The organism is Niallia oryzisoli (genome assembly GCF_036670025.1).
GTDB lineage: Bacteria > Bacillota > Bacilli > Bacillales > Cytobacillaceae > Bacillus_BD > Bacillus_BD oryzisoli.
Genome location: NZ_CP137640.1, coordinates 1,147,108 through 1,170,991, shown reverse-complemented (window position 1 = coordinate 1,170,991; position 23,884 = coordinate 1,147,108). Strand labels below are relative to the sequence as shown.

The following is a 23,884-nucleotide window of genomic DNA, read 5'->3' as shown; positions in this document are numbered from 1 at the left end:
GAATAATTTGAAAAAGAGCTAAAGAATACTCTTCAGCTCATAAGAAAAGCACAAGCACCTTGTTCCGCATGAATGCTGCAGAAGGACACGATCAAGATTGCTCTTTTTTTATTAATTCCTTTAATTCATCAATAAACACATTAATGTCTTTAAATTGGCGGTAAACGGAAGCAAAACGGACATAGGAAACCTCATCAATCTTGGCTAGTCTTTCCATTACCATTTCACCAATTTCATCACTTTTGATTTCAGAAGCCCCTTGGTTGCGCAATTCCTTTTCCACATCTGAAGTAAGATCCTCCAGCTGTTTTAAGGCAACAGGTCTTTTTTCACATGCTTTTATTAAACCACGCAGCATTTTTTCCCGACTGAATTCCTCTCTAGTGCCTTCCTTCTTCACAACAACAAGAGGACTTTCTTCTACTTTCTCAAATGTCGTAAAACGATAACCGCATCTTTCACACTCTCTTCGACGTCGAATCGACCGTCCATCATCAACAGGACGAGAATCAACAACACGAGAATTATTATTTTGGCATGAAGGGCATTTCATACAATCAGCTCCGACTTTAATTTCCTATCTACTATCTTATTAAAAAGATGAACCTAGTACAAGTCATTTTGAAATTTAGAAATTAAAAAGAGATGCGGTTTCCTGCATCCCTTATGTTAAAAAATTAATTTCTGCACCAAATAAAAAAGAAATCATATGATTGTTTATACATATAAAAGGGGATTACCTTCGATGAGATAATCCCCTTATGAATAAAATTTTATGCATTAACGATTGATGAATTTAGCAGCTTTTCAGCTACATAGTTTGTTAGGTCAACAACACGGCAAGAATAACCCCATTCGTTATCATACCATGCAAGTACCTTAACTTTATTGGAACCAATTACCATAGTGGATAAACCATCAATAATAGCAGAGTGCGAGTTTGTATTAAAATCAATTGAAACTAATGGTTCATCAGTGATATCTAAAATACCCTGTAATTCGTTTTCTGAAGCTTCTTTAAAAGCATTATTGATATCATCAATTGTCACTGTTTGCTTTAGATCAACAACAAGATCAACTAAAGAAACATTTGGAGTTGGTACACGCAACGACATACCATGCAATTTACCTTTTAACTGCGGCAGTACTAGTGATAATGCCTTCGCAGCACCAGTCGATGTTGGAATAATCGATTGAGCGCATGCTCGAGCTCTTCTCAAATCTTTATGAGGATTGTCAATGTTTTTTTGATCATTTGTATATGCATGTACAGTAGTCATTAATCCATTTTCAATACCAAATTTCTCATCAAGTATTTTTGCAACCGGCGCTAAACAATTCGTTGTACATGATGCATTTGAAATCACATCGTGCTCTGAAATATTTAAAGCATGTTCATTTACTCCCATTACAATTGTAACGTCTTCATTTTTACCAGGTGCTGTTAGAATAACCTTTTTTGCCCCTGCATTTAAATGTAGGGCAGCCTTCTCACGAGCATTAAATTTTCCTGTTGCTTCAATAACAATATCAATCTTCAAATCTTTCCACGGCAGTTCTTCAGGATTACGGTTGCTTAATAATTGAACGCGCTTACCGTTCACAATAATCGCATCCTGCTCTGCTTTTACCTCACCTGCAAAAGGTCCATGATTTGTGTCGTATTTTATTAGATGAGCAAGCGTCTCTGCCGGATAGCTTGCATTAATGGCTACTATATCAAGATTATTATCTACGATAGCTCTTCTAAATACCATTCGTCCAATTCTTCCAAACCCATTAATTGCTATTCTCGCCTTCATAATTCGGCCCCTTCCACAATAATGTTATACTGTTATCCATTCATATGTAATTAGTATAACACATTGACTCGCATTTGTGACAAGTTTAAGTATATTTTTGTTAACATTTTTTAATTTTCACTTATTAACCCGCGATATTTGGCTATATATGAAAAAAAATAGCGGAAAAACCCAATAAAAAAAGAGGTTTTTACCCCTCTTTTTTAAATCCCCATTCTTTTAGTACGTTATATAACTGCCATTGTGTTTTTTCAAGTGATCCATTATTATCGATAACCGCATCCGCTAAAGCTTTCTTTTCACTTAATGGCATTTGTGATTGCATTCTTGTGAGCGCTTCTTCTTTTGTATATTGATTCCTTTCCATCAGCCGCTGTAATTGTATTTCTTGATCAACATAAACCAATAATATTCGATCTACAATATTCGTTAACTTACTTTCAAACAACAAAGGAATGTCCATCACAATCAGCGACTCTCCTCTGCCGATGGCCGCTTCTTGCTTTTCAGCCATTCTTTTTCTCACAGCTGGATGGACAATTCCATTTAAAACTATTCGTTCCTGTTCATTATTAAAGATGATTTCACCTAATTTGGCACGGTTAATGGCTCCGTCTTCGAGGAGTACGGACTGACCAAAATGAGCAACAATTTTGTGATAAGCTTCTTCTCCAATTTCGACCGCAAGTCTTGCTTCAATATCTGCATCAATCACCGTAATGCCTAAGTTCTTAATCATATTCGAAACCGTGCTTTTACCGCTTGCGATACCGCCGGTAAGTCCAATAATCATTGCCATATTTATATACATCCCCTGTTAGATCTGAATTTTCAATAGTCCAATGATAATAAGAACGATGCCAGGTATAAAAGAAAACTTCTGCAGCCAGGCATTTTGTGTCAGATTTGTTCCTAGCTTTATCCCTAAGCACACCAGCCCTGAACTCAAAATGGCGACAGCAACGGCTAAAAAGATTGGGGAAAACCCGAGCATAACGGCTCCTACTCCTGCTCCGAATGAATCCAGAGAAAGTGCAAGTCCGAGCATAAAAGCTTCAACCCCTGTTATCGTTCCTGATTTATCAAAATCAGCGACCATTGGCTTTTTTAAAATGTTGATTACAATACCGAGTGACTTAATTTCAAAATTAATAATGACTTTTTCATGCGGCAGGATATCCTTTTCTTTCTCGGGCTGAAAAAACTGATAAATAACCCAGGCACCTAGAACAATTAAGATGATTCCACCCATTCTTTCTGTCACTTTAGGTGACAGAAATTGCTCCAGCAGATGGCCCATCAGCATGGCAAGCATCAAGGTGATTGCCGAGCAGCACGCAATGATGATAATTGACTTAAAAGGAATCCGCATGTTCCTTAGCCCATATGTGAAACCAACACTAAAGCTATCTAAGCTTACAGCTAATGCTAACAATAAAAGAGAAAGTGTGTGTACCATTGGATTAAGCTCCTTCCTGCATAAACAACTATGATAGTTTATGAAAGGAGCATTTCCATTGTTAATAAGAAAAAATGCAAAACAATGCGTCTACGCTTTTAATCTATCCAGCTCCGACGCATAGCCTCTCGAGGTCTTAAGCCGCTCCCGATGAGAAGGTTAAAGTACAACCTTCCCTCTGATCGTCTTAAGCTGGTCGCGGCTGGGCAAGGCGTCTATGCTTTTAAGGTTTTTGACAGTTTGGACAAAAAACTGTTCCTCTGCCACCGACAACGGTTTTTATTAATTCTGCTCCGCAGACTTTACAAGCTTCACCTTTTCTGCCGTACACATTATGCTCTAACTGAAACATGCCCATCTCACCTTGTGAATTCACATAGGTACGAACGGTACTTCCGCCTTTTTTCACTGCCTCTGATAATGTTTCAACAATACTGTCGTAAAGAACGTTTATTTCTTCGTTTGTAAGGGATTGCGCCATTCTTTCCGGATGAATCCGTGCCTTAAACAGTGCCTCATCCACATAAATATTACCTAGCCCGACTAAGACGGTTTGATCAAGCAGTACCGATTTGATATTTCTTTTCTTACTTTCAAGCTTGTTTTTAAACTCTTTTAAGTCAAATGTATCATCGAGCGGCTCCGGACCGAGCTGTGATAACGGCAATGAATTAAATTCATCCCCTTTTCGGAAAAGATGCATGGTACCAAATTTCCGAACATCACGGTAACGAAGTTCAGTACCATCAGTAAAGTGAAATATAACATGCGTATGTTTATCTACAGGTTCCTCCGATTGGGTAAGTGTATATCTCCCTTCCATTCTTAAATGCGATACGAGCGCATAAATCTCTGTATAAAAAACAAGGAACTTACCTCGTCTGCCAATATCCTGCATGGTTTGTCCAATTAATGCATCTGAAAATTGCTCGACTTCAAGCGGGAGTTTAATAATTTTAGGCCAAAAAATGGAAATCGATTGAATTTTCTTTCCAATAATCAGCTGCAGCAACGTTCTTCTAATTGTCTCTACTTCAGGAAGCTCCGGCATTCCCCACCCTCCTTTCCATTATATTGATGTGTAGCTTTTCTATTTTGCATCAAACCATGTTGGGCCGTATGCGTAGTCAACTTTTAGCGGTACATCCAATTCAATCGCGTTTTCCATGACATCGGGAACAATTACCTTTAATTTCTCAACTTCGTCAACTGGTGCTTCGAAAATTAATTCATCATGTACCTGCAGTAATAATCGGGTTTGTAACTCTTCTTCTTTTAAACGCTCAGCCATATCCAGCATTGCTTTTTTAATAATATCTGCTGCGCTTCCCTGGATTGGCGTATTCATGGCTGTCCGCTCGGCGAAGCTTCGCAAATTAAAGTTGCGGCTTGTAATTTCCGGCAGATATCTGCGTCTGTGCATCAGTGTCGATACGTATCCCTTTTGCTTGGCTTCCTGAACGATCTCATCCATGTATTCTTTAACCCCGGGATAGCTTTCCAAATAACGGTTAATAAAATGGCCAGCTTCCTTTCGTGTGATCTTAAGACTTTGACTCAATCCATAATCACTTATTCCATAGACTATTCCAAAATTAACTGCTTTTGCATGCCTGCGCATATGGTCTGTCACTTCATCTGCCTTCACATGGAATACTTCCATGGCCGTTTTCGTATGTATATCCATGCCCTCTTTAAAGGCCTCGATCAGCTTCTCGTCACCGGCAATATGGGCGAGTACTCGTAATTCGATTTGTGAATAATCGGCTGCAAAAATGACCCAGCCCTCTTCAGAAGGTACAAAGGCCTGGCGGATTTTCCGCCCTTCCTCTAAACGAATTGGGATATTCTGAAGGTTAGGGTCGGTCGAGCTTAACCTTCCTGTTTGTGTTAATGTCTGATTATAAATAGTATGAACCTTTTCGTTTTTCGGGTTGATGACTTTCAGCAGTCCTTCAATATAGGTTGATTGCAATTTTCCCAGCTGACGGAAAAGAAGAATCTGCCTGATAATTTCATGGTCATCCTCTAATTTCTCTAATACATCTGCAGAAGTGGAATAGCCTGTTTTTGTTTTTTTAATAGCAGGCAGCCCCAGCTTTTCAAATAAAATAACGCCAAGCTGTTTTGGTGAATTAATATTAAATGCTTCACCGGCTAAAGCATAAATCAACTCCTCAAGATCATTTAACCTTGATTTCAATTCCTCGCCCATGCTGCTCAGACGTTCACGGTCAACCTTTATGCCTTGCGATTCCATATCAGCAAGGATAAAAGCGAGCGGCATTTCAAGATCATGATACAATTCAAGCTGCTGGTTTTCTTTTAATTCATTCTCAAGCGTTTCTTCGAGATCATGTAGCGCCAATGCCTTGCGAACAAGATGTTCGGCAAGCGCATTTTCTTCCGGCACTTTTCGTTTGGCCCCTTTTCCATAAAACGTATCATCTGATTGAACAGCAGAAAATCCATATCGGCTTGCTATCGAAGCAATGTCTGTGATCGTCTCAGATGGATTCGCAAGGTAAGCAGCAATTAATAAATCAAAGGTTACACCGCTTAAATGGATTCCATGATGACGTAATGAAACCTCGGACCTTTTCACATCATAAACTGTTTTTTTCTTTTCTTCGTCTTCTGCCCAGACTTTAAAGACGGATGATTCAAGGGCAATCCTAGTAGGGATAAAAAAGTGCCCTTTTTCATTCACCAATGAGAAACCTGCGATATCGGCATAATGGTAATTATCATCTAGAACTTCAACATAAAAAGTATTGTGGTCAGCAAACAAATCGTTGCTTATTTCCGTTACAATCTCGAATTCAATATCCTCTAATTCAGCTGTATCCGTATCGGCGAGCTCTTCTCCAAATTTGTCCAATAAAGACTGAAAACCAAGCTCCTTAAATAAGCTGCTAAGTTTTTCCTTTTCAAATCCCTCATATTCAATTTCGTCTAATTTAACTTCAACCGGTGCTTCCCGCATAATCGTAGCAAGCTCTTTACTTAATAATGCCTGGTCCTTATAGGTCTCCAGTTTTTCTTTTAATTTGCTGCCGCTGACATTTTCAATAGATGATAATAAATCCTCAAGCGTTTTAAATTCTTTTAAAAGCTTGATCGCTGTTTTTTCACCTACACCGGGAACGCCCGGAATATTGTCTGAGGTATCTCCCATCAGACCCTTCATATCAATAATTTGCTCAGGTGATAGACCATATTTTTCCATAATATGGTCTGGTGTATATTCTTCAATATCGGTGATACCCTTTTTAGTAATCCCGACGGTAGTCTTCGGTGAACTTAACTGCGTTAAATCCTTGTCACCAGATATTACCTTTATCTGAAAGCCCTCTTTTTCTGCTTGTAAGGTCAGCGTACCGATTATATCGTCAGCTTCATAGTTTTCAAGCTCATATCTTGAAATCCGGTAAGCATCTAAAAGCTCACGGATGAACGAAAACTGTTCCGATAATTCAGGCGGAGTTTTCTGTCTGCCACCTTTATATTCACTAAAGGATTTATGACGGAACGTAGTTTTTCCGGCGTCAAACGCTACCAAAATATGTGTCGGTCTTTCTTCTTCTAAAATTTTCATCAGCATCATCGTAAATCCATAAATTGCATTCGTATGTATTCCCTTATCATTATGTAAAAGCGGTAAAGCAAAAAATGCGCGATACGCAATACTATTTCCATCAATTAACACAAGCTTCTTTGTCATCCCAACACTCCCTTTCATTGTGCAAAAAAAAACAGCCGTTATATCTTTCCTTAGTTTATCATGATTAAACAAGGAAAGGAAAATAACGGCTATTTACTATTACCTATTATTTATTCTGAAGCTCCCATTAACAAACGGGCATATGGAGAATCAGAAGGTAGTACAAGAACGGTTTCACCATTGATGGTTTTTTTATAGGACTCGAGCGTACGGAATAAAGAATAAAATTCTCCATCTTTGGAATAAGATTGATTATATATTACGGCTGCTTCCGCCTCCCCTTGTCCGCGAATAGTTTCTGCATCTGCTTTTGCGGTTGCCAGCATTTCCTGCACAGTCTTGTCTGTCTGCGCGGTGATCTTATTCTTTTCAGCATCCCCCATTGATAAATATTCCTGTGCTTTTGATTCCCGTTCTGAAATCATGCGGGTATATACTGATTGCTCATTTTCTGAAGGTAAATCCGTTCTTTTCATTCGAACGTCGGTTACAACAATACCGTATTTATCTTTATCCAAAAATTCATTTACCTTTTCAGTTATGCGATCATTTAATGAGCCTCTAGAGGATTTTTCATCATTAATAATTTCGTCATAATTTAACTGCCCCAATTCTGCACGAACGACAGAGTAAATAAACTCTTCCATTCTACTTTCTGCATTTTCAGTTGTTCTAGCGTTTGATATCATAAGCTTTGGATTAACAATTTTCCACACGGCATAATTATCGATAATGATTCTTTTCTTATCTTTCGTATTGATCTCGGCTTCTTTCACATCATAAATCATTTGGTATTTTGGTAACGAGGTTACACTTTGGACAAAAGGGATTTTATAGTTTAATCCAGGTTCATCAATAATTCTTACTACTTCCCCGAATTGACGGACAACTTTATATTCACCTTCTTTTACAATAAAAACATTCGAAAAGATAAACACCATGACTGCAATTAAAATGACAAAAAAGATTCCTATCTTTGTGTAGCCACGCCATTGAAAACTATTTCCGCCCTTTTCTTTCATGTTTACGATTTTTTTATCAGCCATTGTTTTCACTTCCCTTCTTCGTATCTTCTTCAGCCTTTGTTTCAAGCGGACGAATTGGGAAGTACTTCAATGTATTACCGTCATCATTCATAATATATACTTCCGTTTCAGGAAGGACCTGCTCAAGTGTTTCCAGAATCAAGCGTTCTTTTGTAATGCCCGGGTTTGTTTGATAGCCCTCATATAATTTATCGAAAACGGCTACATCACCACGAGCCTTTTCTATACGCTCTGCTTTGTCTCCCTCGGCGTTAAGAATAATAGCTTCCTTTTCACCTTCTGCCTCATTTAATCGCTTATTCTCATATTTTTTTGCTTCATTAATCTTGGTATTCATCGTTTCCCTAGCATCCGTTACATTCGTGAATGCCTTACGTACTTCATCATTCGGCAGTTCAACATCCTGCAGTTTGACCGCTAAGATCGAAACTCCAATATCATATTTTTTTAATAATGTAGATAATAAGTCCCTTACATCTGCTTCAATTTCAGCTTTACCGGAAGTTAATGCATCATCAATTTTTGAACTTCCGATGATGCTTCGGAGTGATGCAGATGTCGTATCATATAAAATTTCTTTTGGATCAACTGAGTTGTACAAATATTTCGTAGGCTCCGTTATCTTCCATTGGACAACTAAATCAGCTAATACGATGTTTTCATCACCTGTAATCATTTTCGTTTCTGCAGGAAACTCCTGAATTTTACCTTCTTGTTCTTGATAACCAAATTGTAAACTGAATGTTTCCTTTGATAACTTTTCTACCTGTTGAATCGGCCACGGTAATTTAAAGTGCAGCCCTGGCTCACTTGTTCCTTCCTTTGCATCACCAAAGGTTAGAATGACGGCTTGTTCTGATTCATCCACCGTATACCATGTCGTAAACGCAGCTAAAGCAAGAACAATGATAAGTAGGACGGCAGCAACAATGATATATATCCTTTTTAAACTGACCATGATCTCATCCTTTCCTCAATTAAACTATTACTTTATCTACGATTATATTGCGGAAAAGTTTCAGACATGTTGCATTTTTTACGTGCGGGTAAAATAAAAGAGACGAGAGCAGGCTGCTCTCGTCTCTTTTATTTTGGCTCCTTTGGATGAAGGGGTATTTCATAAATAATAATAGCTAAATAATGTTAAGCTGCTATAAACGGTATGTAAACGATATGTAAACTTTTCCACTTACTCTATTTCCGCGGGAATTTTTTAAAAAGTTCAATGCTGAACGTGGTATGCTTACCAATTTCACTCTCCACTGTTATTTTCCCTTTATGAGCCTCAAGCAAGTGCTTAACTATCGCTAAACCTAGTCCCGTCCCCCCTGAATCTCGATCCCTGGCTTTATTTACCCTATAGAACCGTTCAAAAATACGCGGGATTTCTTTCTTTTCGATTCCCATCCCAGTATCTTTAATAAGTACGATCACCGTTTTGCTTGTTTCCTTCAAATGAATAGTAATCGTTCCTCCCGGAGGAGTATACAATACACCATTCGAAATGATATTGATAAAGACTTGCTTTAAGCGGTAAATATCTCCTTCAAGAAATAATTCACCCGGATGTCCATCAAATATGATCGTAATATTTTTTTCATTTGCCTTTCCTTCCATGATCCTTATTGCATCTTCAAGCAGGGCAATTAAATTGAAAGACTGTAATGACAAACTAAAACCCTCATGCTCAATTTTTGACAATTCCAGCAGATCATTAATTAAAGATTGCAGTCTGTCACTTTCTTTTAAAATGATGTTTAAAAAGGCTTCTAGTGTTTCTTTATCTCCCATTGCCCCATCTAAAAGTGTTTCAGAAAAACCTTTTATAGAAGTAACAGGTGTTTTTAACTCATGTGATACATTTGCAACAAAATCTTTACGCATTTGTTCTAATTTTTTTATTTCCGTTATCTCATGAAAAACAAGCAATATCCCTTTCCAAACATCATTTGTCCCTAAAATAGGAACACCATACACTTCAAAATGACGCCTTTCAATTTTCAATGGAATAACCATCTGCTTTTTTACTTTTTGTTCCGTCATAAAAATTTCTTCAATCAGTTTTTTAATATCTCGATGGTCGATGACTTCATAATAAAGCTTATATAGATATTCAGCCGTTTTAACGTCAAAAATTTCCTTATACGTACGATTAATTAAACTAATATATCCGCGGCTGTCAATAAGGAGCAGACCACTGCCCATATTCTCAATAAGTGTACTGAGACGATCCTTTTGCATTTCATGTGATTTTCTCATATCTTGAAGATTACGTGCTAATATATTCAATGATGAGTTCAGCATCCCAATTTCTCCAGCTTGCTCCTCATAGGTTCTAGCTTGATAATTTCCTTTTGCCAATTCGAAGGCAACATTAGTTGCTCTCTCAATCGGCTTTGTGTAGCGGTTCATAATCATACGGCCAAGAATAAAAATAACAATGAACGCAAAACTAAAGCAAATGGATAGCAGCCACCAAATTTGTGAATAGGCTTTTTTTAGCTCTGTCATTTTCGTACTAAAAAGAACATAGCCCTTTTTGGAACCATCAATAATGATCGGTTTCCAATAATACTTGATATGAAAATCATTTATTAATGTTGATTTATTTAATTCATTCACATATTCGGTATTATTATCAATAATTGCTTTTATTACATTATTATGATCATTACTACTTGTATGTCCCACATCTCCGCTATCATAGGCAATATTGCCTTCCACATCGAAAACCGTTATTCTAGCATTTAACTCATTGCTGATAGCCGTAATTCTGGCTTTACTAAAATCTTGAATACCTCCATGGTCTTCAATATAAGAGATCACAAGGGCATTTTCTTTTTTTAACCGTTCATCAAAAGTATTTAAATAATAATGTTTAAATAACTGACCTAAAATTAGACCAAGACAGATTAATACAATAACAAGAAGAGAAATGAGGGTAAAGAGAAGCCTCGTCCGAAACTTCGTCATTCTTCCTTTGGCTCCTCTAGCTTATAGCCTAAGCCTCTTATGGTTTTAATATAAACTGGTTTTTTTGTGTTTTTTTCAATTTTTTCCCGCAAATGGCTTATATGAACATCAACGATCCGAGTGTCACCTGCGAAATCATAATTCCAGACAGCACTCAACAGCTGATCACGTGTTAATACCCGTCCTTTGTTTTTAGCCAAGTATAATAATAATTCAAACTCTTTTGGTGTTAATTCTAATAAGTTTTCTTCAAAGTACGCTTCGTATTGTTCAGGATAAATAGTTAAATGATTGATGATGATTTGATCTGAATCATTATTAGCATTCTGCTCGGCAGATGCCTCCATTTGAATTTGAGTTCTCCTTAATATTGCTTTTACACGTGCAACTACTTCTCGAGGGCTGAACGGCTTTGTCATGTAATCATCTGCACCCAATTCAAGGCCAAGCACTTTATCAAATTCATCGTCTTTTGCCGTTAACATTAAAATGGGTGTGAAATTTTTCTGTTGACGCAGCTCCTTGCAAACCTCCAGGCCGTCCATTTTTGGCAGCATTAAATCAAGTACAATTAAATCAGGATTCTCTTGTAGTGCAAGGTTTTTTGCTTCTTCCCCATCCATTGCAGTAATTACATCAAAACCTGATTGTTTTAGATTGTATTCAATTAGTGTAAGAATAGATTTTTCATCATCAACGACAAGCACTTTTTTTTCCATGTTATCCTCCGTTTATAGAATACTATTAAAAAACCCCTTATCATCCAATTTAATAGGTTGCGTAGTACCCTAATTAATACTATACACATAAAAAAAAGCGTTGTACAATACCTTACTTTTATCAAAAAAAAAATTCGGGGAGTTAATTCCCCGAATTTTCTCATTAAATCATTAAGCTAGAACAGCCATAACATTTTTTACAGATTCAGCAGAACGATCAAGTTGAGCCTTTTCGGCATCTGTTAATTGCAGCTGAATGACTTGCTCAATTCCATCTCCGCCAATAACAGTTGGAACTCCTAAATAAATTCCGTTATAACCATACTCACCTTCAAGATAAGCAATTGCCGGAAGCACACGGCGCTGGTCTTTAAGTATGGCTTCCGTCATTTCAACCAGGGAAGCTGCCGGTGCATAATAAGCACTTCCGTTTCCGAGAAGGTTTACAATTTCACCGCCGCCTTTACGTGTACGCTCAACGATTGCGTCTAGACGGTCTTTAGGAATTAATGTTTCGAGAGGGATTCCCCCTGCATAAGAGTAACGTACAAGCGGAACCATATCATCGCCATGTCCACCTAATACAAAGCCAGTTACATCTTTAACAGACAGGTTTAATTCATCTGCAACAAACGTACGGAATCGCGCTGTATCAAGAACACCCGACTGGCCGATTACACGATTTTTTGGAAAACCTGACTCTTTAAAAACTGTATAGGTCATTGCATCTACCGGGTTTGTTAGAACGATAATATAGCAGTTTGGAGAATATTTAACAATTTCTTTGGTTACGGCCTTCATAACTTTTTGGTTTGTTTGCACTAAGTCATCACGGCTCATACCAGGCTTACGCGCAATTCCTGCTGTAATAATAACGATATCGGAATTTTCTGTATCTTTATAGTCTGAAGTGCCTATGATGTTAGCATCAAAGCCTTGAACAGGACTAGCTTGAAGCATATCTAATGCTTTTCCTTTAGTTGGGTTTTCCATTTGCGGGATATCAACTAAAACAACATCACCTAATTCTTTTTGAGCAAGAAATAAAGCTGTTGTTGCTCCTGTAAAACCACTACCAATTACAGATACTTTTCTACGTGTTATTGCCATATGTTAAACCTCTCCCTTCAATATGTAGCTTGTTTACTTCTATAATACTCCAAATTTTTAGAATATTAAAGCGGCAATTCATGCATCTATATATAAACATATCCACAAGTTTTTTTCCAGTTTTTAGCTTAAACGCCTTACCCATCATGAGTAAGGCGTTTCCACTTTTATTCTAACCAGCTTCGGTTCCAAGGGAAGCCTTGACTGATTATGCTTCCATGTTCTTAATTAGCTCGTCACCGAACTCAGAACATTTCACTTCAGTTGCACCTTCCATTAGACGGGCAAAGTCGTATGTTACCACTTTTGATGCAATTGTTTTTTCAATTGATTTAATAATCATATCTGCCGCTTCTTTCCAGCCGATATGTTCAAGTAATAGGCAGCCAGAAAGAATAACAGATGAAGGGTTCACTTTATCTAATCCAGCATATTTTGGTGCTGTACCATGTGTAGCTTCAAAAATAGCATGTCCAGATACATAGTTGATGTTTGCTCCTGGAGCAATACCAATTCCACCAACCTGTGCAGCAAGTGCATCAGAAATATAGTCTCCATTTAAATTCAATGTAGCAACAACATCAAACTCACTTGGACGTGTAAGGATTTGTTGTAGGAAGATGTCTGCAATAGCATCTTTAACGATGATTTTGCCAGCTGCTTCTGCATCAGCTTGTGCTTTGTTTGCAGCCTCTACACCTTGTTCTTCTTTAATACGGTCATACTGATTCCATGTAAATACCTTATCAGCATATTCTGTTTCAGCTACTTCATAGCCCCAGTTTTTGAATGCACCTTCAGTAAACTTCATAATATTACCTTTATGTACAAGTGTTACTGATTTTCTGCCTTCTTTAATTGCATAGTCAATTGCAGCACGTACATGACGGCTTGTACCTTCTTTAGAAACAGGCTTCACACCAATTCCGGAAGTTTCAGGGAAACGGATTTTAGTTACGCCAAATTCATTTTGTAAAATGCTGATTAATTTTTTCGCTTCTTCAGTGCCTTGAGCGTACTCAATTCCTACATAGATATCTTCGGTGTTTTCACGGAAAATAACCATGTCAATATCTTGAGGACGTTTTACTGGAGAAGGAACACCTTCAAACCAGCGTACTGGACGTAAGCAAACATAAAGATCTAACTCTTGACGAAGTGCAACGTTTAGAGAACGAATTCCACCGCCAACAGGTGTTGTTAATGGACCTTTGATCGCAAGTAAATACTCGCTGATCACATCTAATGTTTCTTGTGGCAGCCATTCACCAGTTTGGTTGAACGCCTTTTCACCAGCAAGAACTTCTTTCCATTGGATCTTGCGTTCGCCTTTATATGCTTTTTCAACAGCAGCATCTAAAACTCTTGATGCTGAAGCCCAAATATCAGGACCAATTCCATCACCCTCAATGAATGGAACGATTGGATTATTTGGTACATTTAATACTCCGTTAGTTACTGTGATTTTTTCGCCTTGCATGTAAATCTCCCTCCAAATTTTAGGCATGGGTTAAAATAGGCTGTTAGAGACTGACATTTATGTTAGTAGGTTGTATCTGTTCAGCCTCCAGCCTTCCCATACATTACTATTAAACCAATTTTTTATATAAATGTAAAAACATAGCGAATAAACAAGATTAAAAACAGTGAAAAGTCTATAAGTTACGGTGTTTCTTATAATTCTTCACGCTTTTCAATCGGTACATAAACCTGCATTCCTGGTCCTGTATATTCTGCACGAGGACGGATTAAACGATTATTATCATATTGTTCTAGAATATGTGCCAGCCAGCCGGATACACGGCTTACAGCAAATATTGGTGTAAATAAATCATGGTCGATTCCTAAACTATGGTACATAGACGCAGAATAGAAATCCACATTTGGCGGTAATTTCTTTTCCCCGGTTACAATGTCCTCAATCTTAATGGACATTTCATAATACTCTGGCTGTCCAGTAAGTTTTGTGAGTTTCTGAGACATTAATTTCAAATGCTTTGCACGAGGGTCTCCTTGACGGTATACACGGTGTCCAAAGCCCATGATTTTTTCTTTATTCACTAACTTTTCCCTGATATAATTTTCCACATTTTCAGGCGTCCCAATTTCTGTAAGCATTTTCATAACTGCTTCGTTTGCACCGCCATGAAGAGGACCTTTTAAGGCACCGATAGCTGCTGTAATTCCAGAGTATACATCAGACAAAGTCGCAACACATACACGAGCAGTGAATGTGGAAGCATTTAATTCATGGTCTGCATGTAAAATAAGCGCTTTATTCATCGCTTCTTCTGCAATGGCATCAGGTTCTTTTCCAGACAGCATATATAAAAAGTTAGCGGCAAAACTTAAATCTTTTCTTGGTGCTACTGGGTTTAAGCCTTTGCGAATACGAGCAAAGGATGCAACAATCGTTGGCAATTTCGCCTGCAAACGAATAGCCTTTCTATAGTTTGCATCTCTATTCATTACATCTGCTTCTTCATCAAACAGTGCTAATTGGGATACTGCCGTGCGAAGAGCAGCCATTGGATGCACTTTCTCGATTGGATACGTTTTGAATTGATCAAGAATTGCTTGTGGAAGCTCAGCATTTTCAGCTAATTGCTGTTTTAATTCTTTTAATTGTGATACTGTAGGCAGTTGTCTATGCCATAGAAGATAGACAACTTCTTCAAAACTAGCGTTCTCTGTTAAATCATCAATGTTGTAGCCTGCATACGTAAGTGTATCATCAATGATTGAACTAACTGAGGAGGATGTTGCTACTACCCCTTCAAGACCACGTGTTACTGTCATATAAAATCCTCTCCTTTTAAATAAATTCCCCTTAAAAAACAAAAAATTCCCCATACCAGATGTCTGTAAACTATTCTATTCAAAAAACTAAGAATTATCAGAAAGAATTTTCTGAATGGTGTCAAGGAGACATGTATCGTCCCCTTAGTAAGAAATCGGCTGCTAAAAAAGCAGTCGATAGCAACCTAAAGAATTCATTAAAATGTTTCATATTGAGCGAGTGTTCATTTTATGCAAAAAAGAAAATGCTTACAATATTAGTTATGATGTAATAATACAATATTTACAACTATTATTATAAACAATTATCAGACTTTTGTGAACGAAAAGAATTTTAAAATCCAAAAAAAATTATTTTTTTTGGAAATTATTTTAAAATATTTCGAGTATTTTCATGGCTAAATACGCAATCCCTGCACCAATTAAAGGACCTACTGCGACCCCCTTAAACAGAGTGACAGCAAGGATAGTTCCTAAAACAAGAGCCGTAGTTATATGAGGATCCTTCGCCAGTAAAGTGACTCCACCTTTTGCCAACAGAGCGACGATAATTCCAGATACCAATGCTATCCATGCATATGGAGATTTAAAAGCTGCTGTTAAATCCTTGAACCCAATATCACCACTCGCAATCGGAGCTAGAACAGCAACCGTAATAACCGTTACCCCCCAGTTTATTCCCTTTGATTGCAGGTAAGAAAATGTTTTTGCATCAAAACCAATTAATTTCATAACGATCAAGAATATTACAGCAATAATTAGCGAGTAATTTTTGGCAATCAATGCAATTACCAATAATAGCAGTAAAAAGAAGGTAGCTTGTGATATCAACCAATATTCTCCCTTCTAACGATTCTATACTATATTATCATAACTTTTCTATTCCAAAAAGTATAATGTATTAAGTCAATCCTAAATTTTATGATTATTTGTTTTACTTACATGAATCTTTAACCAGTTTTATTTCGTATTATTTATTAATCTTACTATCCCCATTTTGAGGCTTAATCAATGAGGAATGTAAACTTTTTTATGGACCAAATATCGAGAAAGAGGTGAATTAAATGAACCGGATTTATGTCAATCGCACTTTCCGTTTTTTGTTGGTAATCGGCATTATTGTCGGTTCACTGCTGCTAATTTATTACCTATCTAAAATTACATACCCTTTTATCATTGGGCTTGCGATTGCTTTTTTAATGAATCCATTTGTTAACTTTCTGCAAAAAAAAGGACGATTGCCCAGGACACTCGCAGTTTTGCTTGCATTAATACTTGTTTTTGCCTTTTTCGCAGGAATAATCACCTTGCTTGTAGCGGAAATCGTTTCCGGTGCAGACTACTTAGCAAAGGTTGTACCAGATCAATTAGATACCTTAATCAGTTATATAGAACGCTTAATCGCTTCGCAAATCATTCCTATATATGATCAGCTGACAAGTCTTTTTAACAGTCTGGGAACTGGCCAGCAAGACACCATTATGAAGAATATTCAAAACGTTGGAAGTACCATTGGCACTAACTTAGGGGATTTCATTCAACATTTTTTCGGGTTTATTCCCACCATTATTTCATGGTTTCCTAATGCTGCAACTGTAATCATTTTCTCGCTTCTAGCGACTTTTTTTATCAGCAAAGACTGGGACCGTTTAAAAGCCACTGGAGGGCGGATTTTGCCAAGTCGTGCAAAAACGAGCAGCCAAAAGGTGATGGTGGATTTACAAAAAGCCTTGTTTGGTTTTATTAAAGCCCAGCTGACCCTCATTTCGATTACAACGGTTATTATATTAATCGGCTTACTGATTTTACGGATTAACTACGCCATAACAATCGCTCTTGTCACCGGGTTAGTAGATATCCTTCCATATCTAGGAACTGGATTAATTTTTGTTCCATGGATCATTTATGAAATCATCACAGGGGACATCAATGCTGCGATTGGTCTTGGAGTTCTATATGTTGTTGTTCTTGTCCAACGCCAAATCATGGAACCAAAAGTACTCTCCTCCAGCATTGGCATGGACCCCCTGGCAACCTTGATTGCTTTATTTGTCGGGTTTAAGTTAATTGGTTTTTTAGGACTGATTGTCGGACCTGTTACACTGGTGATCCTTACAACCTTGCACAAAGCAAATGTATTTAGGGATTTATGGACCTTTATTAAAGGAAAAGAAATAGCGGATTGAAAAAAGAGGGTTTCATACCCTCTTTTTTCTTACCTAATAATGGTAAATGTAGTTTTATTCATCCATTTTTGCAGCATTTTGAGAATGATTGGTTTCATTACAGCTCTAGTAGGAGGAAGCAATAAAATCAGTCCCAAAACATCGGACAAAAATCCAGGTGAAAGCAGCATGACGCCACCAATAAGGATACAAACTCCATTGAGTATTTCATCCCCCGGCAGTCTGCCATATTGCAGTTGTTCTTGTACTTTTCTTAAGGTATTCATGCCTTGCTTTTTGGCAAGATACGACCCTAGTACTCCCGTAATGATCAGGAGCGCAATCGTCGGCCAGATACCGATCACATTACCAGAAAGGAGAAGAACCCCTATTTCTGCAGCCGGAATCAAAATAAACAACAGGATTAATACTCTCATCAGATTCCTTCACTCTCCGCTTTTATTTAAACAAAAATTAAGGAAGGGAATTATTTCCCTTCCCCATTCTTTAATTATAGCACACTTGCATGTCCATTATAGATGACACCACGCTGGGCATCGACGGTTATTTCTTGTCCATCCTTGAAAATACTCATTGCATCTTCAACTCCTACCAAAACAGGAATACCAATGTTCAAGCCTACAACTGCTGCATGACTTGTAAGACCGCCTTCTACTGTAATCAGCGCACTGCATTTTTCAATCGCAGGTACCATTTCCTTATCAGTGCCAAGTGTAATAAGGATTGAACCCTCTTTCACTTTCGCTAGGGCCTCCTCAGCATTATTGGCAAGCACTACTTTTCCAAATGCTGTTTTACGGCCAATACCTTGCGCTCTTGCTAAAATATCACCAACAACATGTATTTTCATCAGGTTTGTTGTACCAGATTCGCTTACTGGAACACCACCTGTAATAACGACTAAATCACCATGTGAAACAAAGCCGCTCTTTAAACTTTCATCCACTGCATTCTCGAGCATTTCATCTGTTGAATTAGATTTTTGACCCAATTGTGCATATACACCCCATACAAGAGAAAGACGTCTTAAGACATGATCATTTGCCGTAACAGCGACGATCGGTACTTTTGGACGGTATTTAGAAATCATACGCGCTGTATGTCCACTTTCTGTCGAAGTAATAATGGCATTCACATTCAAATTTAATGCTGTATGTGCAACAGATTGTCCAATCGCATCTGTAATCGTATGATCATTTTCTTTGCTTCGGGTAGATAACAATTTTTTATGATCTAATGCAGATTCTGCACGGGAGGCAATTCTATGCATCGTTTCAACTGCTTCAAGCGGATATAATCCAGCAGCCGTTTCACCGGATAGCATAATAGCATCCGTACCATCAAAAATAGCATTTGCCACATCACTTGCTTCTGCACGTGTTGGACGCGGATTTCTTTGCATAGAATCTAACATTTGCGTAGCCGTAATAACCGGTTTTCCTAAAGCATTACATTTTTTGATCAGATTCTTTTGCACAAGAGGCACTTCTTCAGCAGGAATCTCTACACCTAAATCTCCGCGGGCAACCATTAGACCGTCAGAAATTTCAAGAATCTCATCAATATTATCAACACCTTCCTGATTTTCAATTTTAGGAATGATGTGGATATGTGTAGCATTGTTTTCTTCAAGCAATTTCTTAATCTCAAGAACGTCTGAAGATCTGCGGACAAAAGATGCTGCAATAAAATCAACATTTTGTTCGATACCAAATAGAATGTCATTTGCATCCTTTTGTGTAATACCAGGTAATTTTACTGATACCCCAGGAACGTTACAACCTTTTTTATTTTTTAATGTTCCGCTGTTTAAGATTTTCACATAGATATTGCCATTTGCTTTATCAATTTTTTCTACTTCTAGACCAATTAAACCATCATCAAGTAAAATCTTAGAGCCAACCTCTACATCATCAATTAGCCCTTCATATGTAACTGAGAACTTCTCGGGAGTTCCTTCAACTTCTGTCATTGAAACAATCGTCGAATTGCCGGCTTTTAGTTCGATTGCTCCATTGACCATGTTATGTGTACGAATTTCCGGTCCTTTTGTATCAAGCAGAATGGCAATGTTTTTACCAGTCTTCTTAGCCGCTTCACGGATGTTTTTAATTCTTTCGCCATGCTCTTCATAATTTCCATGAGAGAAATTTAAACGAGCAACATTCATACCAGCTTCTATTAGTTGAGTTAGCATTTCTACACTTTCACTTGCAGGTCCAATCGTACAAACAATTTTTGTTTTCTTCATTTGTAATTACCCCCTGATATGTATGTTACTTTTTATATAGATAGTTCTTTTGATAATTTTAACAGGTTAAAATCAAGTGTATGAGGTTCTTCTAAAATTTCAGTAATATCATGATCAATTACACGGTTGTTTCTAATTCCAACAGCTCTTCCGCCTTTTCCTTCTAAAATCAATTCAACTGCACGCGCACCAAGACGGCTTGCTAACACACGGTCAAAGGCTGAAGGAGAACCGCCGCGCTGCATATGACCCAGTACAGAAACACGGGTATCAAAGTCAGTCAATTCCTTTATTTTCTTACCAAATTCAACCCCGCTGATTACACCTTCAGCTACAACGATAATACTATGCTTCTTTCCACGAGCCTTGCTCTTTTTCAGGCGCTCGCAGACTTCATTAATATCATAATGATCTTCAGGAATCAGGATGGTTTCTGCACCGCCTGCAAGACCTGCCCAAAGAGCAATATCTCCTGCATTGCGTCCCATTACCTCAATTACGAATGTTCGCTCATGAGATGTCGCTGTATCTCTAATTTTGTCAATTGCATCGATAACAGTATTCAAAGCTGTGTCAAAACCAATGGTATATTGAGTACCAGCAATATCATTATCAATGGTTCCAGGGACACCTACACATGGGAAACCGTGTGACGTCAAAGCCTGTGCTCCTCTGTATGAACCGTCGCCGCCAATCACAACCAAACCTTCAATCCCAAATTTCTTTAACTGCTCAACACCCTTTAACTGCCCTTCTTTAGTCTTGAATTCATCGCATCTTGCAGATAAAAGAACAGTACCGCCACGGTGAATAATATCACCAACTGAACCTATCTCTAATTTTTGGATATTCCCATTTATTAATCCTGCATAACCGCCAATGACTCCATAAACCTCAACATCATGGTAAATCGCTTTACGAACAACAGCTCTGACAGCAGCGTTCATCCCTGGAGCATCGCCACCACTTGTAAGTACACCAATTCGTCTCATGTTTTTACCTCCTACCAATACTTTACCAAGAAGTTATCAAAATAGATAGAACATTCGTAAAAAAATTTTCGATAATTAAAATTATAAAATGAAAAAAAACCCGAACAGTATTAAAATAGCATGAAGAAACCTATATCTCAACAGAATCTATGCATTCACCAAAATAGGCGGAATTGTCATTAAAGTGAAAGCGATTAACCCAAAAAGTAACCCTAATAAAAAACAAAAAAACGTACTATACAGTACGTTTTTAATTTGCCCCGATATAATCTTTTAAAAACGAAATTTCACCAATTCGTTTAAACTTATTATATCGATGTTCGACTAATTGATCCTTATTCAGCTTCTTAAGCTCTTTGAGGGAATCAAGCAGGACCTTTTCGATATAACCAGCCTGTTCCTTCACATCTTTATGAGCGCCGCCTTTTACCTCTGGAATCACACGATCAATAATACCTAATTCTTTCAAATCAGGTGCTGTAATTTTCATTGATTCGGCAGCCTGTTTAGCCAGACCTGCATCCTTCCATAAAATTGAAGCTGCGCCTTCAGGAGAAATAACGGAATATGTTGAGTTTTCAAGCATGTGTAAATGATTTCCCACACCTAATGCTAGTGCACCGCCGCTTCCGCCCTCACCAATCACGATACAGATAATCGGTACAGTGAAACCGGCCATCTCCAATAAATTTCGGGCTATAGCTTCACTTTGTCCGCGTTCCTCTGCGGATTTCCCTGGATACGCACCCTTCGTATCGATAAAGCAAATGATTGGACGGTTAAATTTTTCAGCCTGTTTCATTAATCTTAGCGCCTTACGGTAACCTTCTGGATGCGGCATTCCAAAATTGCGGCGAATATTTTCTTTTGTATCTTTTCCCCGCTGATGCCCGATAATAGTTATAGGCAGACCTTGGAATTTCGCGATTCCGCCAACAATTGCCTCATCATCACCAAATGTCCGGTCACCGTGGCATTCAAAGAAATCTGTAAACAATAATGAAATATAATCAAGTGTTGTTGGTCTGCTTGCAAAGCGGGCAATCTGGACCCTGTCCCACGGTTTAATATTTTCGTATATTTCCTTTTCTAGCTTGAGAAGGCGCGATTCCAGCTTTTCAATTTCCGCTGTTAAATCCACATCAGTGTTTTCGGTGAATTCCTTTAAATCCGTAATTTTTTTCCTCAACTCAAGAATAGGTTTTTCAAATTCCAATTCCCCTACCATTCAGGCACCTCCCTTGGGTTATGAATATCAAGGATATTTGTGAGCTGATCTTTTAACTTCAAACGATGAATGACAGCATCCAGCTGACCATGTTTCAGTTGAAATTCTGCTGTTTGAAAGTCCTCTGGAAGCTCTTCACGAATCGTTTGCTCAATCACTCTTTTACCAGCAAACCCAATCAATGCACCCGGTTCAGCCAGATTATAGTCACCAAGAGAAGCAAAGCTTGCTGAAACTCCCCCTGTTGTCGGATGGGTCATAATAGAAATAAACAACCCTCCATGATCACTAAATCGCTTTAAGGCCACACTTGTTTTCGCCATTTGCATTAAACTAAGAACACCTTCCTGCATTCTGGCACCTCCGGAAGCAGTAAAGATAATAAATGGCAAGGATAGCTCATCCGCTTTTTCTGCTGCCAATGTAATCTTTTCACCTACTACAGATCCCATACTTCCCATACGGAAAGTTGAATCCATTACAGCGACAACTACTTTTATATCATTTACAGTTCCAATTCCAGTCACTACCGCTTCATTCTCATTCGTTTTTTTTCGATCCTGCTCAAGTTTTTCTAGATAACCCGGAAAATTGAGTGGATTTACCGATGTCAATTCAGCGTTTAATTCCTCGAAAGAATCCTCATCTAAAAAGGAAGCAATTCTTTCTCGTGAATTCATAGGGTGATGATATCCACAATGTAAACATACTTTTAAATTTTTTATTAATTCTTTTGTATACATGATTTTCTTACAGTTTGGACATTTCGTCATAATTCCCTCTGGTACATCTTGCTTTGTATGTTCAGAAGGGATTGTTGCATATTTCTTTTTTGTTGTTTTTGTAAAAATCTCTTTAAGCAAGGTGAGACCTCCCTTATTTATTACAACATCAATTAAAACTTTGCGGCCTGACCACTTATTTGTTCGCTAGTTATCTCGTTGGAATCTCGTCCTTACTTCATTACTATATATGAAGTTCTCAACAAACCTTGTTATAATCTGTCGTCATTCATTCGACAATCCCCTTAACAGGTGATAGGCTTCCGCTATTTTCTCTTCATCTCTGTCAGACAGTGCTGTTAACAGCCTTTTGTAATCCGTTTTTACAGGCTTTTGCATATTTAATTGCAAAGAGTTAACGTAATCAGCCAAAATCACCCATATTCTTAATAATAAATGATTATCGGCTAATTGAACGATTCTTAAAAAGAATTCATCATCATTGATTGGATCCTTTATCATGCTTCTGTCAGTTAGAAATGATTCTAAATCAGCTCTCTTTAAAATTAGCGCTAGACAGTTCTTTTCAATAAGAAACTTAGTTTCTATTACATCGCGCTTTGAATTTTCATCCTGTAAAATAAACGTACTTAAAAGTGGAATCAATTGATGACCTTTAAAGTCACGAATAAACGTTCCCTCGCCTCTTCTTGTTTCGATTAATCCTAAAAGCTCCAAAGCCCGCAAAGCCTCACGAACAGAAGAGCGTCCAACATTTAGACGCTCAGACAGTTCACGTTCTGATGGCAGTTTATCACCGGGTTTAAGACGATCTTCTGTAATCATTTTTCTAAGTTGTTTAACGATCTCCAG

At 37.8% G+C, this 23,884-nt stretch carries 21 protein-coding genes; 1 reads left to right on the top strand and 20 read right to left on the bottom strand.

The window, feature by feature from the left end; all coding sequences use genetic code 11:
• Positions 1-91: 91 nt before the first annotated feature.
• The 14 genes from nrdR to R4Z09_RS05775 form a co-directional block, all read right to left on the bottom strand.
• Entirely contained in the window at positions 92-553 is a 462-nt protein-coding gene (gene nrdR, locus R4Z09_RS05840) for a transcriptional regulator NrdR (RefSeq protein WP_338451404.1), read from the bottom strand.
• 220 nt (positions 554-773) lie between these two features.
• Positions 774-1,802, bottom strand: a complete 1,029-nt coding sequence (locus R4Z09_RS05835; protein WP_338451403.1) for a glyceraldehyde-3-phosphate dehydrogenase — start codon at positions 1,800-1,802, stop codon at positions 774-776.
• A 190-nt stretch (positions 1,803-1,992) separates the two neighbouring features.
• Positions 1,993-2,601, bottom strand: a complete 609-nt coding sequence (gene coaE, locus R4Z09_RS05830) for a dephospho-CoA kinase (RefSeq protein WP_338451402.1) — start codon at positions 2,599-2,601, stop codon at positions 1,993-1,995.
• An 18-nt stretch (positions 2,602-2,619) separates the two neighbouring features.
• A complete protein-coding gene (gene ytaF / locus R4Z09_RS05825; protein ID WP_338451401.1) occupies positions 2,620-3,261 on the bottom strand; it encodes a sporulation membrane protein YtaF in 642 nt (213 codons plus the stop codon).
• Between the two features lie 223 nt (positions 3,262-3,484).
• A complete protein-coding gene (mutM, locus tag R4Z09_RS05820) occupies positions 3,485-4,312 on the bottom strand; it encodes a DNA-formamidopyrimidine glycosylase (RefSeq protein ID WP_338451400.1) in 828 nt (275 codons plus the stop codon).
• 39 nt (positions 4,313-4,351) lie between these two features.
• Complete coding sequence (gene polA, locus R4Z09_RS05815) at positions 4,352-6,985, bottom strand: DNA polymerase I (protein ID WP_338451399.1); 2,634 nt, start codon at positions 6,983-6,985, stop codon at positions 4,352-4,354.
• A 110-nt stretch (positions 6,986-7,095) separates the two neighbouring features.
• The gene (locus R4Z09_RS05810) at positions 7,096-8,031 is read right to left on the bottom strand and encodes a protease modulator HflC (protein ID WP_338451398.1); all 936 of its coding nucleotides are present in this window, start codon (positions 8,029-8,031) and stop codon (positions 7,096-7,098) included.
• Positions 8,024-8,989: an FtsH protease activity modulator HflK gene (gene hflK, locus R4Z09_RS05805; protein WP_338451397.1), complete on the bottom strand. Its 966-nt coding sequence runs from the start codon at positions 8,987-8,989 to the stop codon at positions 8,024-8,026. The genes R4Z09_RS05810 and hflK overlap by 8 nt, the downstream gene beginning before the upstream one ends.
• Positions 8,990-9,225: 236 nt before the next feature.
• Complete coding sequence (gene pnpS, locus R4Z09_RS05800) at positions 9,226-11,004, bottom strand: two-component system histidine kinase PnpS (protein WP_338451396.1); 1,779 nt, start codon at positions 11,002-11,004, stop codon at positions 9,226-9,228.
• Positions 11,001-11,723, bottom strand: coding sequence for a response regulator transcription factor (locus R4Z09_RS05795; protein ID WP_338451395.1), 723 nt, complete (start codon positions 11,721-11,723; stop codon positions 11,001-11,003). Before R4Z09_RS05795 ends, pnpS begins: the two co-directional genes overlap by 4 nt.
• 171 nt (positions 11,724-11,894) lie before the next feature.
• Positions 11,895-12,833 (bottom strand): malate dehydrogenase, encoded by a 939-nt coding sequence (gene mdh, locus R4Z09_RS05790; RefSeq protein ID WP_338451394.1) that lies wholly within the window; start codon positions 12,831-12,833, stop codon positions 11,895-11,897.
• Positions 12,834-13,041: 208 nt separating this feature from the next.
• Positions 13,042-14,313 carry an NADP-dependent isocitrate dehydrogenase gene (gene icd / locus R4Z09_RS05785; protein WP_338451393.1) on the bottom strand — a complete coding sequence of 424 codons (1,272 nt, stop codon included), beginning with the start codon at positions 14,311-14,313 and terminating at the stop codon, positions 13,042-13,044.
• A 194-nt stretch (positions 14,314-14,507) separates the two neighbouring features.
• Positions 14,508-15,632, bottom strand: a complete 1,125-nt coding sequence (gene citZ, locus R4Z09_RS05780) for a citrate synthase (protein WP_338451392.1) — start codon at positions 15,630-15,632, stop codon at positions 14,508-14,510.
• Positions 15,633-16,004: 372 nt separating this feature from the next.
• Positions 16,005-16,463 (bottom strand): DUF441 domain-containing protein, encoded by a 459-nt coding sequence (locus tag R4Z09_RS05775; RefSeq protein WP_338451391.1) that lies wholly within the window; start codon positions 16,461-16,463, stop codon positions 16,005-16,007.
• 233 nt (positions 16,464-16,696) lie between these two features.
• On the opposite strand from R4Z09_RS05775, the gene ytvI reads away from it, so the two are divergent.
• Positions 16,697-17,818 (top strand): sporulation integral membrane protein YtvI, encoded by a 1,122-nt coding sequence (gene ytvI, locus R4Z09_RS05770; RefSeq protein WP_338451390.1) that lies wholly within the window; start codon positions 16,697-16,699, stop codon positions 17,816-17,818.
• Positions 17,819-17,847: 29 nt separating this feature from the next.
• Here ytvI and R4Z09_RS05765 read toward each other — a convergent pair whose 3' ends face one another.
• The 6 genes from R4Z09_RS05765 to R4Z09_RS05740 all read right to left on the bottom strand — a co-directional run bounded on the left by R4Z09_RS05765 (position 17,848) and on the right by R4Z09_RS05740 (position 23,857).
• A complete protein-coding gene (locus R4Z09_RS05765) occupies positions 17,848-18,234 on the bottom strand; it encodes an FxsA family protein (protein WP_338451389.1) in 387 nt (128 codons plus the stop codon).
• A gap of 74 nt (positions 18,235-18,308) precedes the next feature.
• Entirely contained in the window at positions 18,309-20,069 is a 1,761-nt protein-coding gene (gene pyk / locus R4Z09_RS05760; RefSeq protein WP_338451388.1) for a pyruvate kinase, read from the bottom strand.
• Between the two features lie 32 nt (positions 20,070-20,101).
• Positions 20,102-21,061, bottom strand: a complete 960-nt coding sequence (pfkA, locus tag R4Z09_RS05755) for a 6-phosphofructokinase (RefSeq protein WP_338451387.1) — start codon at positions 21,059-21,061, stop codon at positions 20,102-20,104.
• A gap of 250 nt (positions 21,062-21,311) precedes the next feature.
• Positions 21,312-22,289: an acetyl-CoA carboxylase carboxyl transferase subunit alpha gene (accA, locus tag R4Z09_RS05750; protein ID WP_338451386.1), complete on the bottom strand. Its 978-nt coding sequence runs from the start codon at positions 22,287-22,289 to the stop codon at positions 21,312-21,314.
• Positions 22,283-23,152, bottom strand: a complete 870-nt coding sequence (accD, locus tag R4Z09_RS05745) for an acetyl-CoA carboxylase, carboxyltransferase subunit beta (protein WP_338451385.1) — start codon at positions 23,150-23,152, stop codon at positions 22,283-22,285. The genes accA and accD overlap by 7 nt, the downstream gene beginning before the upstream one ends.
• Before the next feature lie 144 nt (positions 23,153-23,296).
• Positions 23,297-23,857 carry a FadR/GntR family transcriptional regulator gene (locus R4Z09_RS05740; protein ID WP_422392288.1) on the bottom strand — a complete coding sequence of 187 codons (561 nt, stop codon included), beginning with the start codon at positions 23,855-23,857 and terminating at the stop codon, positions 23,297-23,299.
• Positions 23,858-23,884 lie beyond the last annotated feature (27 nt).

Bases quoted from the DNA above. Each gene is read 5' to 3' on its own strand.
- nrdR (WP_338451404.1), bottom strand. From the start codon at position 553: ATGAAATGCCCTTCATGCCAAAATAATAATTCTCGTGTTGTTGATTCT.
- R4Z09_RS05835 (WP_338451403.1), bottom strand. From the start codon at position 1,802: ATGAAGGCGAGAATAGCAATTAATGGGTTTGGAAGAATTGGACGAATG.
- coaE (WP_338451402.1), bottom strand. From the start codon at position 2,601: ATGGCAATGATTATTGGACTTACCGGCGGTATCGCAAGCGGTAAAAGC.
- ytaF (WP_338451401.1), bottom strand. From the start codon at position 3,261: ATGGTACACACACTTTCTCTTTTATTGTTAGCATTAGCTGTAAGCTTA.
- mutM (WP_338451400.1), bottom strand. From the start codon at position 4,312: ATGCCGGAGCTTCCTGAAGTAGAGACAATTAGAAGAACGTTGCTGCAG.
- polA (WP_338451399.1), bottom strand. From the start codon at position 6,985: ATGACAAAGAAGCTTGTGTTAATTGATGGAAATAGTATTGCGTATCGC.
- R4Z09_RS05810 (WP_338451398.1), bottom strand. From the start codon at position 8,031: ATGGCTGATAAAAAAATCGTAAACATGAAAGAAAAGGGCGGAAATAGT.
- hflK (WP_338451397.1), bottom strand. From the start codon at position 8,989: ATGGTCAGTTTAAAAAGGATATATATCATTGTTGCTGCCGTCCTACTT.
- pnpS (WP_338451396.1), bottom strand. From the start codon at position 11,004: ATGACGAAGTTTCGGACGAGGCTTCTCTTTACCCTCATTTCTCTTCTT.
- R4Z09_RS05795 (WP_338451395.1), bottom strand. From the start codon at position 11,723: ATGGAAAAAAAAGTGCTTGTCGTTGATGATGAAAAATCTATTCTTACA.
- mdh (WP_338451394.1), bottom strand. From the start codon at position 12,833: ATGGCAATAACACGTAGAAAAGTATCTGTAATTGGTAGTGGTTTTACA.
- icd (WP_338451393.1), bottom strand. From the start codon at position 14,313: ATGCAAGGCGAAAAAATCACAGTAACTAACGGAGTATTAAATGTACCA.
- citZ (WP_338451392.1), bottom strand. From the start codon at position 15,632: ATGACAGTAACACGTGGTCTTGAAGGGGTAGTAGCAACATCCTCCTCA.
- ytvI (WP_338451390.1), top strand. From the start codon at position 16,697: ATGAACCGGATTTATGTCAATCGCACTTTCCGTTTTTTGTTGGTAATC.
- R4Z09_RS05765 (WP_338451389.1), bottom strand. From the start codon at position 18,234: ATGAGAGTATTAATCCTGTTGTTTATTTTGATTCCGGCTGCAGAAATA.
- pyk (WP_338451388.1), bottom strand. From the start codon at position 20,069: ATGAAGAAAACAAAAATTGTTTGTACGATTGGACCTGCAAGTGAAAGT.
- pfkA (WP_338451387.1), bottom strand. From the start codon at position 21,061: ATGAGACGAATTGGTGTACTTACAAGTGGTGGCGATGCTCCAGGGATG.
- accA (WP_338451386.1), bottom strand. From the start codon at position 22,289: ATGGTAGGGGAATTGGAATTTGAAAAACCTATTCTTGAGTTGAGGAAA.
- R4Z09_RS05740 (WP_422392288.1), bottom strand. From the start codon at position 23,857: ATGATTACAGAAGATCGTCTTAAACCCGGTGATAAACTGCCATCAGAA.